The organism is Gordonia sihwensis, from assembly GCF_029632925.1.
Lineage (GTDB): Bacteria > Actinomycetota > Actinomycetes > Mycobacteriales > Mycobacteriaceae > Gordonia > Gordonia sihwensis.
In genome coordinates this window covers 738,098-756,958 of sequence record NZ_CP121248.1, presented here as the reverse complement: position 1 = coordinate 756,958, position 18,861 = coordinate 738,098, and the positions used below count along the sequence as shown (strand labels likewise).

The 18,861-nt window shown below is 71.6% G+C and carries 2 protein-coding genes; both read right to left on the bottom strand.

What is annotated here, in order from left to right:
* Positions 1 to 411 precede the first annotated feature (411 nt).
* The gene (locus P5P27_RS03695) at positions 412 to 1,287 is read right to left on the bottom strand and encodes a glycosyltransferase family 2 protein (protein WP_278126434.1); all 876 of its coding nucleotides are present in this window, start codon (positions 1,285 to 1,287) and stop codon (positions 412 to 414) included.
* On the bottom strand, positions 1,284 to 18,800 hold the full coding sequence (locus P5P27_RS03690) for a non-ribosomal peptide synthetase (RefSeq protein ID WP_278126431.1): 17,517 nt from the start codon (positions 18,798 to 18,800) through the stop codon (positions 1,284 to 1,286). Before P5P27_RS03690 ends, P5P27_RS03695 begins: the two co-directional genes overlap by 4 nt.
* Positions 18,801 to 18,861: the final 61 nt, after the last annotated feature.

The window sequence follows — 18,861 nt, the reverse complement described above, 5'->3', positions numbered from 1 at the left end:
GCAATTAACTGTCAGCCACCCCGTCTCCGGAGCAACCTCACCAGCCTAACACAATCCTCCAGACACCCACCAATCAGTGATCCCTCACAGGACTCACCGAATAGTCGAAGCTTTCAGACCCGATTCGGCCGACCCCGCACAAGAACACCGCGACCGAAATCGCGGCGATCAGAGTAAGGGGACGTCATCGCGGCCGGGCCGCTCTGACTCGCAATAAGTTACGCAATCGGCGCCCTTGAGGTCAAATCGGCTGGTCAGCGGCCCGCGGTCCTCGCTCGTCGCGACGATGAGGCCGGTCGACCAGACAGTCGGGCATCGAATCCGCATGAGTCACAGTGACGAAACCGGAGCCGCAGGTTTGCTATGCCGCGGATTGGCGTCGAGTCATCGACATGCTCCTCAGGCGATGCCTCAGAGGTAGAGCGTCCGGTACTTCACACTGCCGGCGATCCTGCCGACGAGGTTCCCGGTGATCCATACCCACTCGCCCCGTCGACTCCGAGACCACGCCCACGGCCAGACCGGACACATCCCCACCACCACGCCGGCGTGCAGAAGCGGCCACCACCACTGCCGGCCCGGAGCCCCGTAGTCTCGGGCCACCCGGGCCTCCTCGCGGCCGTAGTCGATCACCTGGTCCCACGATTCGCGCATTCCGGTGCGGTACCGGTAGGCGACCAAAGCGTCACGCGCATAGCCGAACTCGTAGCCGCGCGTCTGCACGCGCCAGCAGAACTCGACGTCACTGCCGGCCGTCGGATAGCTCTCGTCCCATCCGCCGACCGCGTCGAACACTGTGCGACGGACGCCGAGGTTGCACCCGAACGTCATCGGCAGAAAGCGCCCCAGCACAACGGGTTCGGCCGGATCCGGCAAGGCGCGCCATGCTGCGACCACCGGGTCGTTGAGCGTCTCGCGCTCCAACGGTCCGCCGACGATGTCCGCGGAACCGAGGGCCTGGACGATTGCACGCAGCCAGGTGGGATGGACGGCGTCGTCCTGGTCGCAGTACGCGATCAACGGATACCGAGCAGCTCGGGTCCCCACATTGCGTGCGTGGGACGTGCCCGCAGTCCCGGAGGCGTCGACCCAGCGCAGGTCGAGCCGTCCACGCAGTGGGTGGTTCAGTGCGAACCGTTCCAGGTCGGCCGAGCCCTCGTTGTCACTCAGGATCACCTCGAACGGTTCCGTGAAGTCCTGGGCGGCAAGGGCCTGCAGCTGGACCTCGAGGTCGGGCAGCCCGCGGTAGCACGCGATGACGACGGAGGCGCCGATAGCGGCACTCATGACGTCTCCTTCCGGTTCGATGACGCGATCTGTGCTCGTATCCGTCCGGCTGTCAGGCCGTCGTCGGCTGCCGCCATCGATCGCAGCACCGACAACAGGTCGTCGACGACGGCGGCGGCGGTCGCGGCGTCCAGGAGCGCAACCGGGTACAGCAGAGTGCCGCGCAGCCCGGCCGGCCGGCCGTCTTCGCGCAGTTCGAGCAGCGTGACCTCGAGTTCGTGCTTGGCCACGACTGCCGCGATCGGTTCCTGCGCCACGGTCACCGTGCCCAGATCGAGTTCCGACAAGGCAGTATCCGAGACTTCGGCCTGCTGGAGGATGAGCGTCGCCGGGAACACCGGATGACCGGTGGCCCCGCCCGGGCCCCGGGTCACACCGAGGTGGTCGAGCAAATCGGGCACCGTGACGTCCGCGTGCGCGAATCCGTCGACGAGTTGCCCGTGCACGTCAGCGATCATGTCGGCCACCCGGCGATCATCGGACGCGTCGATCCGCATCGGAACATCGTCGGCGAAGTTCCCGATCACGCCGTCGACGGCCGCATGGACTCGATTCGCGTTGGCCGTCGCCAGATGGACCGCGCGGTCGGCTCCGGCTGACGAATCGATCCGTGTGGACAGGACCAGCGCAAATGCCGCCTGCAGCACGGGGAACAAGCCACCGCCTCGACTGCGGGCGAGACGATCGAGCTCTCGGTGCAACTCGGGTTCGACGCTGATCCCGACGGAGTCGCCGCGGGAGTCCCACACCTGTGGTCTGGGCCGGTCGGTCAGCAGCTGCGGCCCGGGTAGCGCGTTCTCCCCGAACCTGCTCGTCCAGTAGTCGAGCGAACGCCGGAAGTGCTCGGTCCGCGCATCGGGTGCGCCGACGATGCCGGATCGCCAGCGCGCGTAGTCCCGGTACCGCACCGGCGGTGAAGTCAGTTCGGGGACGATGCCGGTCGCACGCGCGGTGAACGCGGTCAGCACGTCGCGCGCCAGCAGCGGCATGGACCGGCCGTCGAAGTTGAGGTGATGAAGCACCAGGAGCAGCACCGCAGTGTTGTTCCCGCTGTCGGCTGCGCTCGTGAACAGTCTGGCGCGCAGCGGGATCCGGTCGAGGTGGAGTGGCTCCCAGGCGGCTGCGGAGACCGCGTCGGCGAGCCGGCCTGCGTCCACCTCGACGGGTACCAGCCCGTCGCGAAGCGCGGCGTCCACCTCCGACATGCCGAGGACCTCCGCCACGGGCAGCAGTCCGTCGTCCTCACCCGATTCCGCCGACCGGTAGCGCGTGCGCAGTGCCTCGTGCGTGTCGAAGACATCGCGAAGTGCGGCGTGCAGCGCCGTGCGGTCGAGCTCGCCGGTGAAGCGCAGGGCGATCGGTACATTCCAGTCGGCGCCCTGCCCGGCTCGGACCGCCTCCCATATCCGGCGCTGCGCCGGAGCGAGCGGGATCGGCCCGTCGTCGTCGATCCGAACCAGTTCGGGAGTCTCTGTCGGCGCCGCACGCTCGATGCGCGCCGCCAGATCTCCGAGGTCGGCCGCGTCGAAGACGGTCCGCACGGGCACCGAGCGGCCCAAGAGCGCCGCCAGCCGGGCCGCGGCACGTGTCGCCGTCAGCGAGTTGCCGCCGAGCTCGAAGAAGTCGTCCGACATGCCGACTACCGGCGCCCCGGTCACCTCCGAGACCACCTCGGCGACGGCGCGTTCGACCTCGGACTCGGCAGGCCGGTGGTCGCGCCGACGTCGTTCGGGGCGAGGAAGCCGTGCGCGATCGACCTTTCCGTTGGCGTTGTACGGCAACGCTTCGAGCCGGTGCACGTCGGGTCGCAGGTAGGCGGGAAGCCGGTCCGCCAGCGCGCCGGTCAGGTCCTCGGTGTCCGCATCGCCGGTGACGAAGGCGACCAGCCGCGCGCCGCCGGGACCGTCGACCGCGGTGACAGCGGCGTCACCGACGCCGGGGCATCGACGCAGCACGGCCTCGATCTCGCCGGGTTCGACTCGGAAGCCGCGGATCTGGAGTTGGAAGTCGGCGCGACCCACGTATTCGAGCAGTCCGCCGCGCGTTCGACGCACGAGATCACCGGTCCGGTACATGCGGCCACCGCCGGCCGGGTCGGCGACGAACGACGCGGCGGTACGCGCCGGGTCGGCGTGATAACCGCGCGCGAGTTGCGGTCCGGCCAGGTACAGTTCGCCGACCACTCCGACCGGCACCGGATGCAGACGCGCGTCGAGCACTCGCGCGCGGACCGTCGGCTGTTCTACTCCGATCGGGATCCGCACGCACTCGTTCTCGGTTCCGGGGGCGACCTCGTGCCCGGTGGCACTGACGGCGAATTCCGTCGGCCCGTAGAGGTTGTGCACGTCGGCGGTGCTGCCGGAGCCGCGCAGCCGGGCCACGAGTTCGGGCGGCAATTCCTCGCCGATGCACAGCACCGTGCGCACCGAGCCGGGCAGCTCGCCCGCGTCGAGGATCATGGACAGGGACGAGGGCACAGTCGGGAGGACGCTGACTCGGTGCTGAGCGATCTGCCTGCGCAGCGCGGTCCCGTCACGCTCACTGCCGGGCTCGGCGATCACGATGCGCGCACCCGCCTGCAGGGCCCACCAGTACTCCCACACCGACAGATCGAAACCGGCCGCGGTCCGCAACAGGACGGTGTCGCCGGGTCCCAGTCGATAGCGCTCCTGCATCCACGCCAGCTGGGTGCTCACGGCCGCGTGCGGCACGCTCACTCCCTTCGGGGTGCCCGACGACCCCGACGTGAACAGGACGTATGCCGCCGATTCGGGATGAGGCGCCCGATCGGGACGATCCGCCGCCCGCCACGCGGACGCCGCGTCACCGCACGCGACATCGGCGAGGTCGGCGACACCGGCGAGGTCGGCGAGGTCGGCGAGATCCAGATACGCGCGGTCGCCGGCCGGCGACGGCCCCACACCCAGCACCAGTACCGGGTCGGCGACCTCGAGGATCATGGACGCGCGCTGCGGCGCCGACGGATCCACTGGGACGTAGGCGGCGCCGCATGCGACGACCGCGTACATGGCGACCAGTTGATGCAGGCCCCGCGGCGCGGTGATCGCGACACGCTCCTCGCTCCCGACACCGCCCCCGATACCGTGGTCGCGCAGTGCGGCAGCGAGGAGCCCGACACGCTCCGACAGTTCGCCGTAGGTGACCTGTTCGGTACCGTCGACCACCGCGACCGCGTCCGGGTGCTGCTCGGCGCACCGCACGAATCCGTCCACGAGACCGCGGGTCTGCGAGCCGGGGCACGGGTGGTCCGGCGGTGCCGCCGAGCCCGCATCGGGCTCATCGTCGCCGAGCACGGGCAGGTCGCCCACCGGGAGGTCGGGGTCGTCGAGCAATCCGGCCAGGATCCGTACGTACCGCGCGGCGAACTCGGCGGCGGTGGCTTCGTCGAACAGGTCGGTGGCGAAGACCAGTTGGCCGGTCAGGCCGGGTTCGCCGCGTTCGGCCAGGGTGAGGTGAAGATCGAACTCCGCGACGTCGGGACTGTCGTCGACCACGGTCACGTCCAGTCCGGGCAGTTCCACCGACAGACCACCGATGTTCTGGTACGAGAGCGCCACCTGGAACACCGGATGGTGAGCGACGGATCGGGTGAGGTCGAGCCCGGCGACCACGGTATCGAACGGGACTCCGGCGTTCGCGAAGGCGTGGAGCGCGGCCTCTCGACTGATCGCGAGGGCCGTGGCGCCGGTGGCCGCCCCGTGAATGTCGGTGCGGAGTGCGAGCATGTTGACGAACATGCCCACGGCTCCCTGCAGCCGGGCGTGCACCCGGCCGGCGCTCGGCGTGCCGATGACGACGTCGCGGTTGTTCCCCAGCCGGCCGAGCAGGACGGCGAGTGCGGTGTGCGCCACCATGAACACCGTCGCGCGGTTGCGCGCTGCGAAGTCGACCATCCGTGCGTGCAGGGCCGGCTCGACGGCGAACTCCACGCGCGCCCCGCGTCCGCTCGGCCGCACCGGGCGGGGCCGGTCGGTGGGCAGGTCGATCACCGGGGGTGCACCGCGCAGCCGCTCGTGCCAACTCGCGAGCGCCGCGGCGGCCGTCCCGTCGGGTTCGTTGAGCCAGGAGTGCTGCCAGACGGCGAAGTCCGCGAACTGCAGTGGCGTCGGCGCGCAACCCGCCGTGCAATCCACAGCGTTGTCCTGTCCCGTGTCCGAATCGCCGGTGAGCCGGGTCCGGTATTCGGCCGCCAGCTCGCCGGCCAGTGTCGCCACCGACAGTCCATCGGCGCTGATGTGGTGCAGGACGAGAACGAACGTGTGCCGGCCGGTCCCCTCCTCCGCGGACAGCAGCGCCGCGCGGACGGGCGGGCGGGCGGTCACGTCGAATCCACGGCCGGTCACCGACCGCACGGCCTCGTCGATCCGGGTCTCCGGCACCGCCCGAAGTTCCACCTCGAGCCCGTGGTCGTGACCCGGCCGAATCAGCTGGCGGGGTCCGTCCGGGGAGTCGGGATACGCGGTGCGCAGTACCTCGTGCCTGCGCACAAGCGCGTCGACCGCGCCCAGGAACGCCGGCACGTTCAGGTCACCGGTCATCCGCAGCACCAGCGGGATGTTCTCGGTGCGCGCGTCGGGGTCGAATCGGTTGAGGAACCACATGCCCTGCTGTGCCGGGGCGAGCGGAATGTGCTCGGGCCGTTCGAGATCGCCCGGGCCGGGACCGGAGACGGGAGAACCGGCGTCGAGCCGGGCGGCGAGACCGGCGACGGTGGGCGCGTCGAAGAGGTCGGCTACAGCCAGTTCCCTGCCCGTGCGTGCCCGCAGCAGTGCGACGGTCTGGGCGGCCATCAGCGAGTTGCCGCCGAGGTCGAAGAAGTGCCCGTCGCGTCCGAGTTCGGTCCGGCCCAACGCCTGTGCGAAGGCTTCCGCCACCATCACTTCGGAGGTTCCGGCCACGGCCACCGGACCGGTGGACGCGAACTCCGGCTCGGGCAGTCGGCGGTGGTCGACCTTTCCCGACGGGGTCAGCGGCAGTTCGGCGAGTTCGACGAATGCGGTGGGCACCGCGTACGACGGCAGGGTGGCGCGCAGGCGGTCTCGCAGTGCGTCGGCGACATCGGCACCGTCGGCCGGCACGACGTATGCGACCAGAGTGGTTCGACCGTCGGGGCCCGGCCTGCCGGCAGCGACCGCGGCGCGAACCTCGGGGCAGCCGTGGAGCGCGGACTCGACCTCGCCCAGTTCAACGCGGTGTCCGCGGATCTTGAGCTGCGCGTCGAGCCGGCCGAGATGCCGCAACTGCCACTGCTCCTCGCCGACGGATGCGGCCGCCACCAGATCGCCGGTCCGGTAGCGCCGCGACCCCGGCGGCCCGTCGGGATCGGCGACGAAGGTGACGGCGGTGAGGCCCGGGCGGCCGTGATAGCCGCGAGCGAGTCCCGGTCCGCTCACGTAGGCTTCGCCCGCGGCGCCGGGCAGCACGGGCCGCAGGTCGGCGCCCAGTACGCGGACGGTGGAGCCGGTGACGGCTTCGCCGATGGGAAGTCCGTCGCGTGTAGCCCGGATCGGCCCGGCGAGCGTGGCCATCACCGTGGTCTCCGTGGGGCCGTAGGCGTTGAAGAACCGCGTGCCGCGACCGATCCAGCGGTCGGCGGTAGCCGTCGAGCACGCGTCGCCGCCGACGATCACGGTGGTCAGCTCGGGCAGTTCCTCGTCGATCGTGTCGAGAACCGCCGGAGTCAGGAAGGCGTGAGTCACGGCCGCTTCGCGAAGGATCGACGAGAGGTCGTCGGCACCGTAGACCGACCGGGGAACGACGACCGCCGTCGCCCCGGCATCGGCCGCGAGCAGCAGTTCCAGGACCGAGGCGTCGAAGCTCGGCGACGCGAAATGCAAGACGCGCGAATGCTTCTCGACACCGTAGCGGCGCTGCTCGGCCACGAACGATGCGATGCCCCGGTGCGTGACGGCGACGGCTTTCGGCCGTCCGGAGGTTCCGGAGGTGTAGATCAGGTACGCGGTCTGGTCCGGGTGGGGCGCGGCGCGCAGTTCGTGACGCCCGAGAGGTGAGACGTCGTATCGGGCGAGTTCGGCCTCGATCGCGGGATCGTCGAGTACGAGTGCACCGCCCAGCGCGGCAACGCCTGCCGCGGTCAGGTCGCGGTCGGCCACCGTGGTCACGATCAGCGCGGCAGTCGAGTCCTCGAGCATGAACGCGACCCGGTCGGCGGGATGACGCGGATCCACCGGGACGAATGCCGCGCCGGTCGCGGCCACCGCGCGGGTGGCGATCACCGATAGATAGGAGCGCGACAGGCACAGCGCCACCGCCGTCTCCGGCCCGGCCCCGCGGGCGATCAACAGACGGGCGAGACGGTTGGTATGCGCGGCGATCTGCTCGGGTTCGTGCTGTCGGAGCCGACCGTCGGCGTCGACGGTGATCATCCGCTGGCCCGGGGTTGTCAGCACGTCGCCGAGGTAGCGGTCGGCCGGAGCCGGTCCGCCGCGGGTGATCTCGGTCAGCGCCGCCCGTTCCGCCGGTGTGGTGAGGTCGATGGCTCCCAGCGCGCCTTCGGTGGCTTCGACCTGCTCACCGGCCATCGCCAGGATGACGCGTTCCCAGCGATTCAGCAGGGTCGCAGCAGTCCTGGCCCGGTACGCCTCTCCCCGATGAACCACGGCCAGCTGCAGACCGCCCGATGCGTCGGGAGTCGCCGTGAACTCGATGTCGAATCGCGCGACGGGCACGTCGACGTGGAGCATGTTCGTGGCGAGCGCTGCGCCCTCGCCGTGGGCGGCCGGATGCGTTCCGTCGACGGTGAGAGTCGCATGGATCAGCGGATGGCTGTCGCGGTAGCGTGGGAGGTCGAGTAGGTCGACTATCTCCTCGATGTCCAGGTCACCGTGGTCGAGGGCGCCGAGCACGGTCTGCTGCGACTGCTCAATGATGTCGCGGACCGAACTCTCCGGCTCGACGGTCGTGCGCAGCGGAACGGTGGTGACGAACATGCCGACGGTCTCAGCGACCCCGGGTGCTTCGCGGCCGGACAGCGGGGTGCCGATGATGACGTCGGTGCCTCCGGCGCTGCGCGCCAGCGCCACGGCCAGAGCCGCGTGCAACACGCTGAACAGCGTGGCGCCGGATCGCTCGGCGAGGGCGGCGAGCGCTTCCCCGGCGGCGGAGTCCACTGCCGCGCGATGCACCCGCGCCACCTCCTCGGGCGCTCCGTCCGGCCGGGGACGAGCGGCGTCCTCGACGTCGGCGAGCCGGTCGCGCCAGTACCTCAGATGCGCGGCGGCGCTGGAGGACGGATCGTCGACCGACCCTCTCCGTGCGGCGCGATGGCGCAGATGATCGGCGTACGAGACGGAGGGAACGTCGAAATCCGGTGCGCCTCCGAGGACTCGGGCACGGTAGGCGGTGGATGTGTCGGCGGCGAGGATCCGCATCGACCACCCGTCGGCGGCCACATGATGCACGGCGAGCACGATCACCGTGTGATCGCCGTCGGGCCGGACCACCACGCGCAGCGGCAGATCGACGGTCAGGTCCATCGCGGCTGCCAATGCCGCGGTCACCGCCGGTTCGCCGGCTGAGCCCGCGTCGGTGCCCGGACCGAGGACCGTCACCAGTGCCTCCGAGCTGTACTCCCCCGGCGCCAGTACCTGCGGGCGGGGCCCGTCGACGCTCTCCGGGTAGACGGTCCGGAGAACCTCGTGCCGGTCGAGGACGTCGGCGATCGCGGCGGTCAGCGCCGGGACGTCGATCCGGCCCGGGATGCGGAGCGGAGCCAGGATCAGATAGGCGCTGGAGTCGGGATCGATGCGGTTGTGCAACCACATCTGCCGCTGCGCCGCGGCCAGCGGCATCGGATCGCCCGGCTCGCCCGGCTCGGCCTCAGCAGTCGCCTGCGAAGCGTCCCGCTGGTCGGCGAGTGCGGCGAGGGCGGCGGCGGTGCGGTGGTCGAAGACCTCACGCACCGCCAGCCGCGCGCCGAGCCGTTCCCCGACGGCCGCGACCACGCGAGTCGCGGTGAGCGAGTTGCCTCCGTGCTCGAAGAAGTCGTCGTCCACACCGACGCCGTCGCCCAGCAGTTCCCGGAAGATCCCGAGCATCACCGTCTCTGTCGCGGTGGCGGGTTCCCTGACTGCGTGGTCTCCGCGGACGGGGGTCGCGGGCAACGGCAGCGCCGCCCTGTCGACCTTGCCGCTGGCCGACAGCGGCAGCGCGTCGGTGGTCAGAATGTGGGCGGGCACCATGTGCTCGGGCACCCGATCCGCGAGATGTGCCCGAAGCGTCCGTGCATCGGCTGCGGAGCCCGCGGCGGGGACCACGTGCGCGACCAGCTGCGGTCCGGACCGCGGATCGTCGTAGGGCACCACGACGACGGCCGAGACGTCGGGATGCGCCGCGAGAGCGGCTTCGATCTCACCCGGCTCCACACGCTGTCCGCGCAGTTTGATCTGGAAGTCGCTGCGACCGCAGAACTCCAGTTCCACGTTCTGGCGCCCCACACCGCCTCGCCGCTCGACACCCGCGGCACCGGCAGCAGCCCCCGTGCGCCGCCAGCGCACGAGGTCGCCGGTGCGGTAGAGCCGCTCGCCCGGACCGAACGGTGAGGCCACGAATCGTCCGGCGGTGAGCGCCGGACGGCCGTGGTAGCCGCGGGCGAGCTGGACGCCGCCGAGATAGAGCTCCCCGGTGACGCCGATCGGCACCGGTCGCAACCGGCGGTCGAGGACGTGCACGGTATTGCCCTCGGTGGGGTTGCCGATCGAGACCGGCCGGCCGTCCAGCGAGCCCGGCGTGACGTGCGCTGCCGTCACGTCGACCGCGGCCTCGGTCGGCCCGTACAGGTTGTGCAGTCGGGCTCCGGTCCGCGACAGGACCGCCGCGGCCGATGCGCTGCCGAGAGCCTCACCGCTGGTGAACACGAGCCGCAGCGAGTCGAGACGGGCCCGCGTGCCGCAGGCGAGGAAGACGTCGAGCATCGCGGGCACGAAGTGGATCACCGAGATCCGCTCGGCGTCGATCAGCTCGGCCAGTGCCGACGGCTCGCGGTGCAGCCCGGGCTCGGCGAGGACGGTTCGCGCCCCGGCGACGGTGGGCCAGAACAGTTCCCACACCGAGACGTCGAACGTGGTCGGCGTCTTCTGGAGGACCGTGTCGCCGACGGAGATCCGGTAGCGCACCTGCATCCAGTCGAGCCGGTTCACGATCGCCGCGTGCGTGATCGTGACGGCCTTCGGTTCGCCGGTCGATCCCGAGGTGAACAGAACGTACGCCGGATGTGCAGCGCGCAGCCGACCGTTACGGTCCGCGTCGGTGATCTCCTCGTCGGACCGATCGAGATGCAGCAGTCGCGGATCGGTCACCGGTATGCGGCAGCCCGCGGGCAGCCTGGCGGCCGACTCCGGATCGGCGACCACCGCGACCGGCGCGGCGACGTCGAGCATCGCCGCCACACGCGCGGGCGGCTGCGCCGTGTCGATCGGCAGGTAGGCGCCACCGGCGAGGACCGTCGCATGGATCGCGACCAGCATGTCGACGGACCGGTCGACGGCGATCGCCACCGTCCGCTCCGGACCGACGCCCGCGGCGATCAACTCCCGTGCGGTGCGGTTGACGCGGCGGCGGAACTGTCCGGCCGACAGCGCCGCGGTGCCGCCCACCAGGAGCGGCCCGGTGACGGGGCCGCCCGCGCCCGCGAGCAGGTCCGCCAGCGTGGCGTCGTTCGTCCGTACGACTGTCGCGGGCGAGGCGGGCGCCGGGTGGTGCTCCGGTGAGAGGATCTCGACGCGGTGCAGCGGCAGGTCCGGCTCGGCCACCAGTGCGCTCAGCACTCGTGCGAACATCCCGGCGAGGGCCGCGACGGTGGTCTCGTCGAACAGTTCGGTCGCGTAGGTCCAGCGGGTGCGCACCGGATGATCGCCCACGCCCGTCGGCGGCGCGTCGAGCGTCACATGCAGGTCGAAGCGCGCCAGCGGCACCTCGATCTCGATGGGGACGGCGGTGAGGTCGCCGGTCGTCATCGGCGCCGGAACCGGGTCGCCGAAGGCGAGCATGACCTGGAACAGCGGATGGTGAGCGCCGCCGCGGTCGGGTTCGAAGGCGTCGACGAGCTCGTCGAACGGGACCTCCGACGCAGCGAGCGCGCTCAGGTCCGCGTCGCGGACCAGGTCGACGAAGTCGCGCGCGGGCTGCGTCTCGTCGATGCGGGTCCGCAGCACTGCGGTCTCGACGAACATGCCGACGACCTCGTCGAGAACGGCGGAGCTCCGGCCGGCCACCGGGGTGCCGACGAGGACGTCGTCGGCACCGCTCACCCGCGACAGCACCAGTGCCAGTGCGGCGTGGGCGACGTGGAAGAAGCTCGCTCGCCGTGTCGCCGCGAACGCGCCCGCGGCTGCGGCGAGTCCGGCGTCGAGCACCAGCTCGTGAGTGGCGCCCGCGCGAGTCGGCTGGACCGGGCGGGAGCGGTCGGTCGGGAGTTGCAGCGGTTCCGGCAGATCCGCCAGCATGCGTTCCCACTGACGGAACTGCGCCTCGATGCTCGGGTGCCGATCGGCGGGCGCGGAGCCGCGGGCGTTTCCATCGGTGTCCCCGAGCATCGCGGCCTGCCACAGGGCGAAGTCGGCGTACTGGACCGGAAGCGGGTCCGGCCGGCGACCGGTGTAAGCGGAGAGCAGGTCGGCCGCGAGCACCCGCAGCGACCAGCCGTCCGCGGCGATGTGATGGACCACGGTCACCAGAACGTGCACCGGAGGCCCGCCTGCGGCAGGCTCTCCGGCGGCGCCGGCGGCGACACGCAACAGTCGCATCCGAAGCGGGATCTCTTCGACCAGCGCGAATCCGGCGGAGGCGACCGCGGCGATCCGGTGGTCGAGCGCGTCGGCGGCCACCGTTTCGACCTCCATGGCGTCGAGCCCGGCCCCGGCGAGCGCCGTCGCGGTCGGCAGAATCTCCTGAACGCCGACACCGTCCCGGTCCGGGAACACCGTCCGCAGAGCCTCGTGCCGGTCGATCACCGCGGCGACGGCACGGTGCAGCGCCGCCAGGTCGAGCGGTCCCTCCAGACGCAGTGCGAACGGGAGATTGTAGGCCGCCGAACCCGGATCGATCCGGTCGAGAAGCCACATGCGGCGCTGTGCGCGCGAGAGCGGAATCGGGTCGGGTCGGGAAGCCGTGGTCAGAGTCGGGCGATCGACGGCGACCGCGGCGTCGACCGCCCGCGCCAGATCGGCGATCCGCGGACTGTCGAACACGGTCCGGACGGGGAGCGCCGCTCCCAGATCGTCGGCGATGCGAGCCGACAACCGGGCTGCGAGCAGCGAGTTGCCGCCGAGGTCGAAGAAGTCGTCGGTCACGCCGATCGGGCGGTCGGCGGCCGGCTCGCCGAGCAGGTCCCCGAGCAGGGCGATCAGCGCGTGTTCGGTCGCCGTCTCCGGCGCCCGGTAGTCGCGGCGCTCGCGTGGCGGCTCCGGCAGCGCCCCGCGATCGAGCTTGCCGTTGCGGTTGCGCGGCAGGTCGTCGAGCACCACGATCGCGGTCGGCACCAGGTACGCCGGAACCCGCTTGCGGAGTCCGGCCAGGACCGCGGCTACGTCGAGCCGCTCGGAGGACTCCGGCACCGCGTACGCGACGATCCGCTGATCGTGGACCGCCGCGGCCGCCGCGCGCACTCGCTCGTCGAGCACGAGGGCGTGCTCTATCTCCCCCAGTTCGATCCGCTGTCCGCGGATCTTCACCTGGAAGTCGTTGCGGCCGACGTACTCCAGTTCACCGTCGGCGCTCCGCCGCGCGAGATCGCCGGTGCGGTAGAGCCGGCCGCCGGTGCCCGCCGGATCGGCGACGAATCGGGCCGCGGTGAGGTCGGCCCGCCCCTCGTAGCCCGTGGCGAGCTGGATGCCGCGCAGGTAGATCTCTCCGACCACGCCGGGGTGTACCGGGTGCAGACGACGGTCGAGTACCAGCACCTCGGACCCGTCGACCGCGCCGCCGATCGGAACGGTGACCGCGGCGTCCGACGGCGACCACGTGTGCCGGGTGATGCCGACCGCCGCCTCGGTGGGCCCGTACAGATTCTCGATCCGCGCACCGAGCATCTCGTGCGCACGGCGCGCGGTGGAACCGGTCAGTGCCTCGCCGATGCAGAGCAGGCTCTCGGGCCGGTGGAACGGTTCGCGTGCGTCGTCGAGCGCGTCGAGATGGGCTTCGAGCAGCGACGGGACGAAGTGGACCGCCGTCGGCTCGGTGCGCCGGATCAGGTCGGCGATGTACCGGGGATCGGTGTGGCCGCCGGCGGCGGCCAGGACCAGCCGTGCCCCACTGATCAACGGCCAGAACAGCTCCCACACCGAGAGATCGAAGGTGGCGGGGGTCTTGAGGAGCAGGGTGTCGCCGGGCCCGACGAGGAATGCCGCCGACTTCCATCTCAGCTGCGCCGCGATCGCCCGGTGCGGCACCGAGACGCCTTTCGGGACCCCGGTGGATCCGGAGGTGTAGATCACGTAGGCCGGGTGGTCCGGCAGCAGCGGGAGGGTTCGCTCGGCGTCGAGGATCGGACCGGCGGGCGCCTCGGCGGTGTCCGTGACGTCGAGCACCGGGAGTCCGGACCTCGAGAGCACGGTTCCGGCCCGTGCGCCCGCGACCAGGATCGCCGACGGCGACGCGGACCCGAGGATCAGTTCGACGCGGTGCGACGGCCCGTTCGGGTCGATCGGGACATACGCCGCCCCCGCACCCAGGACGGCCAGGACGGCTTCGACCAGTTCGTACGACCGGTCGACGGCGACCGCCACGCGGTCGCCGGGCCCCACGCCGAGTGCGATGAGCCGCCGCGCCAGCCGCCGCGAACGTTCGGCGAGCGTCCGATAGTCGACGGCCGTGGCGGAATCGGCGCCGTCGGCCCAGAGCGCGACCTCGTCGGCGTACCGCGAGCAGGCCGCGTCGAGCAGTCCGGTGAGGGTGTTCCCGGTGTCTCCAGTGGTCCCGGTGTCCCCGGTCGGCCCGGCGACCCGGGCCGCCGGTTGCGGCACGGACTCGACCGCCAGATCGCCCACCGGAGTGGCCGGGCTGTCGAGTGCGGCGTCGAGCAGTGCGATCCACAACGTATGCCATCGCGCGACGGTGCTGTGATCGAAGAGATCCGCGTCGTAGTCCCACTGCACCGCGATGGCGCCCGGGCGGCCGGGCGCGGCGTCGTCGGTCAGGGTCAGGTGCAGATCCGATTTCGCGATGGACGTGTCGGGCTCGGCGATCTCGACGTCGAGTCCGTCGAGGTCGACGCGGGTGGCGGCCATGTTCTGATACGAGAAGCCGACCTGGAACACGGGATGGTAAGCCGCCGAGCGACGCGGTGCGAGCGCGTCGACGACGACGTCGAACGGCAGGTCGGCGTTCTCGAAGGCGCCTAGATCCGTCTCCCGGACCTGCGCGAGCAAACGGTCGAAGCCCTGCTCGGGACGCACGCGGCAACGCAGTGCCACGGTGCCCGCGAACATGCCCACCAGGCCCGCGAGGTCGCGATGTCCGCGACCGGCCACCGGCGTGCCGACCACGATGTCGTCAGTACCCGACAGTCTCGCCAACAGCACCGCGAGCGCGGCGTGGTTGACCATGAAGGCGGTGGTCCCGGTGGTCGCCGCGAGTGCTCTGATGCGCCGCACCGATGCCGCCGGGAGCTCGGCGCGCAGCGAAGCGCCGCGCCCGCGCGCGACGGCCGGGCGTGGCCGATCGGTCGGCAGTGCGAGGAGTTCCGGCGCTCCTGCCAGCTTGCTGCGCCAGTGGTCGAGCTGACGGGCCGCGGTCGACGCCGAGTCGCCCGGCTCGCCCATCAGGCCGCGGTGCCACGCGGTGTAGTCGCGGTACGTGACCGGCAGGGGCGGCCAGTCGGGCGACGCACCGCGGCGGCGCGCTCGGTACGCGACTCCCAGGTCGTGGGCGAGCGGAGCCGTCGACGAGCCGTCCAGGACGATGTGGTGAACCACGCACACCAGGACGTGGTCGTCGTCGGCCAGGCGCAACAGCGTCGGCTCCACCGGAACCCGGGACGCGACGTCGAACCCGATCGCGCACGCCTGCGCGATGCGCTCGTCGAGACGGTCGGCGTCCACCGGTTCCGGCAAGAGCGCACGCCGCGGCGGGTCGGAGAGCACCCGCTGGATCGGCCCGGCCGGGCTGTCGGGGTAGTACGTGCGCAGCGGTTCGTGACGCTCCACCACATCGGCGAAGGCGGACTCGAGCGCTGCCGCGTCCAGTGCGCCGCGCAGACGGAGGGTGAGCGGGATGTTGAATACCGCGGAGCCGGTGTCGAGCTGATTGACCACCCACATGCGCCGCTGCTGCGGCGAGACCGGGATCCGGTCGTCACCGGAGACCGTCGGACGCAGTTCGGGAACCGGCCGATTCAGGGGATCGTCCAGTCGCTCCGCGAGCGCCGACACGGTGGGCGCTTCGAAGATCCAGCGGACCGGCACCTGTGCGGCGAAGCGGACTCCGAGGTCGGCCGCGAGGCGGGTCGCCGACAGCGAATCGCCGCCGAGCGCGAAGAAGTCGTCGTCCGCGCCGGGAGCGGCGACGCCGAGGCAGTCGGCGAAGGCCTCCGCGACCGACTGCTCCGAGGCGGTCCGCGGCGCCCGGTAAGCGGCTCGGGTCACCTCCGGGACCGGCAGCGCCGCCCGGTCGATCTTGCCCGAGGCCGTGAGCGGCATGGTCTCGACACGCATCAGGGCGGCGGGCACGGCATGGGCGGGCAGTACCGTGCGCAGATGCCCGATCACGGCTGCGGCGTCCGCGGCCCCGGCGTAGTAGCCGGCGAGGGCCGGGCGGCCGGAGGGCGTGGTCGCGAGCGCGGCCGCCGCCGCGTCCACCCCGGGCACCGCCGCGAGTGCCGCCTCGATCTCACCGAGTTCAACGCGGAAACCGCGGATCTTGATCTGGTGATCGGCGCGCCCGCGATACTCCAGCGCACCGTCGGCGCGCCAGCGCGCCAGATCGCCGGTGCGGTACAGGCGCGCGCCCGGGGCACCGAACGGATCGGCGACGAAACGTTGAGCGGTTCTCGCCGGTGACCGGTGGTAGCCGCGGGCGACCCCGACGCCCCCGACGTAGAGTTCGCCCGTCGCTCCGACCGGCACCGGCGCCAGACGGCGGTCGAGCACCACCGCGTGGGTACCGGTGATCGGCGTGCCGATGGGTACGTCCGCGCCCGGCACGAGCGGGCCGGCGACGGTCGCCATGATGGTCGACTCGGTGGGCCCGTACGCGTTGAACATCGACCGGCCCGGCGCCCAGCGCGCCACCAGATCCGCGGTGCACGCCTCACCGCCGACGACGACGGTCCGCAGATCGGTCAGTGCGTCCTCGGGCACCGAGGCGAGCGCCGCGGGAGTCAGAAAGGCGTGGCAGATCCGTTCGCGGCGCAGCAGTTCGGCGAGCTCACGACCGCCGTAGAGCCCACCGGGCGCCACCACCGCAGTGGCGCCGGAGGCCAGCGCGAGCAGCAGTTCCAGAATCGACGCGTCGAAGCTCAGCGACGCGAACTGCAGGACCCGGTCTCCCGGCCGGACTCCGTGGCGTCGACGCTGCTCGGCGACGAAAGCGGCGCCGCCGAGGTGGGTCACCACCACGCCCTTCGGCCTGCCGGTGGAACCCGACGTGTAGATCAGGTACGCCGCGTCGTCCACTCGCAGCGGACGCGGGCGGTCGGCGTCGGTGACCGGTTCGTCGGGCATCGCGTCGAGACTCGCCAGCACCCGTGGATCGTCGAGACGAACCCAGTCGGTTCGCCCGGCGGCCGTGGGTACCACCGTTCCCGGCCCGGCGATCCCGAGAGCGGCACCGCTGTCGTCTAGCAGGTAGGCGATCCGCTCCGCGGGCAAGGCGGTGTCGATCGGGACGAACGCCCCGCCGGCGACGAGCACCGCGAGCTCGGCGACGACGGCGTCGGCGCCGCGCGTACCCAGCACCGCGACCACCGCGCCGGGCCCGGCTCCGCGTCCGATGAGCAGTCGGGCCAGCCGGTTGATCCGGCGCCAGAGTTCGCGGTGGGTCCACTCGACGCCGGCGGCGCGGAGCGCGGGCTCGTCTGCGTGGGGTCGCGCCGCCGCGGTCAGGATGTCGGGCAGCAGCCGTGCGGTCGGCGCCGCCGGGCCGCGCGCGGGCACCAGCGCCGCCCGTTCGTCGGCCGACAGGGCCCGCAGGGACGCCACCGCGGTGTCGGGTGCCGCACCGACGATCTCGTCGAGCAAGTGGAGGAACCTCCGGCGATGTCGCTGCAACACGGTGTCCGGATACGCGGAGGCGGCCCCCTCCAGATCGATCCGAAGGTAGTCGCCGTCGCCGTAGACGGTGAAGGCCAGATCCTGGATGGGGCCGGTGCTCAGAATCCAGCTGCGGCCGAGACACTCGCCCAGCCGCACCTCGTCACGGAACATCATCACGTTGATCGCGGGTCCGAAGAACGAGCGGCCGACCGCGGACTCGTCCTGCTGCTGCGCGCGGTCGCGCATCATGTCCTCGAAGCGGTACCGCTGATGCCGGAGGGCACCGCCGAACTCCGCGGTGACGGCCCGAACCAGGTCGGCGACGGTGGTGTCGCCGTCGACCGTGGCCCGGATCGGCACCACGTTGGAGACCATTCCGCCCGAGCGCCGCAGCAGTGCGTTGGTACGAGCCGACACCGGAAGGCTGAGTACCACGTCGTCAGTGCCGGCCATCTGGGCGAGATAGGCGGCGGCCGCCGCCGCGACCACTGCCGCGACCGTGCTCGTGTGCTCGTCGGCGAACCGGGAGATCGCCGCCGCGGCGGCCGCGTCCACCTCACCGCCCGCGACGCGGGACATCCCGCCCGCGGCGCTGGAGGCGTCGGCCAGCCGGATCGGGTCGGGCAGGTCGTCGAGCCGTTTCGCCCAATGCGCGCGGTCGCGCTCGAAGCGAGTGGAGGACCGGTACTTCTCATCGTCGGCGACGAGGTCGGCGAGCGTTCCGGCCCGTGTCGGGGATGCCTCTTCGCCTGCGGCCAACGCCGAATACACCTCCGCGACGCGCTGTGTGAGCGCCGCTGCGCCGTAGCCGTCGAGCAGGATGTGATGCACCCGCATGTACCAGAAGTAGCGCCGGTCGCCGACGCGGAGGGTCACCGATTCGATCAGTCGGTCGGAGAACAGGTCGACGGGGGCCCGGAACTCGGCATCCATCCACGCACGGGCGGCCGCTTCCGGGTCCGGGCGGTCGCGGAAGTCGAGATGGCTCATCTCGTCGGGCGCGTCGTCGTCCCACCGCTGCGACGGGGCGTCTCCGGGGCGCTCAGCGGGAACGAGGCGGATCATCGTGACGCCGAACTCTCGCACCACTCGCCGTCCGGCCCGGGTCAGCAGGTCGAGGTCCAGCTCGCCGGTGACGTCGACGAACTGGGCGATCGATATCGGGGTGGTCGGGTCGAGTTGCTGGGAGAACCAGATACTGCGCTGCGCCGACGAGAGCGGGACGATCAAATCGTCGGATGCGGGTGCGTCGCGTACCGCGGCGCGCATGTCGTCAAGCGTCACTGTTCAATCTGCTTCTTCTCGGGTCCGACGGTGGTCGGGTATCGTCCGGGGTCCGGACGAT

What these genes read in the sequence shown, in the direction of transcription:
- P5P27_RS03695 (WP_278126434.1), bottom strand. Translation starts at nt 1,287, where the DNA reads ATGAGTGCCGCTATCGGCGCCTCCGTCGTCATCGCGTGCTACCGCGGG.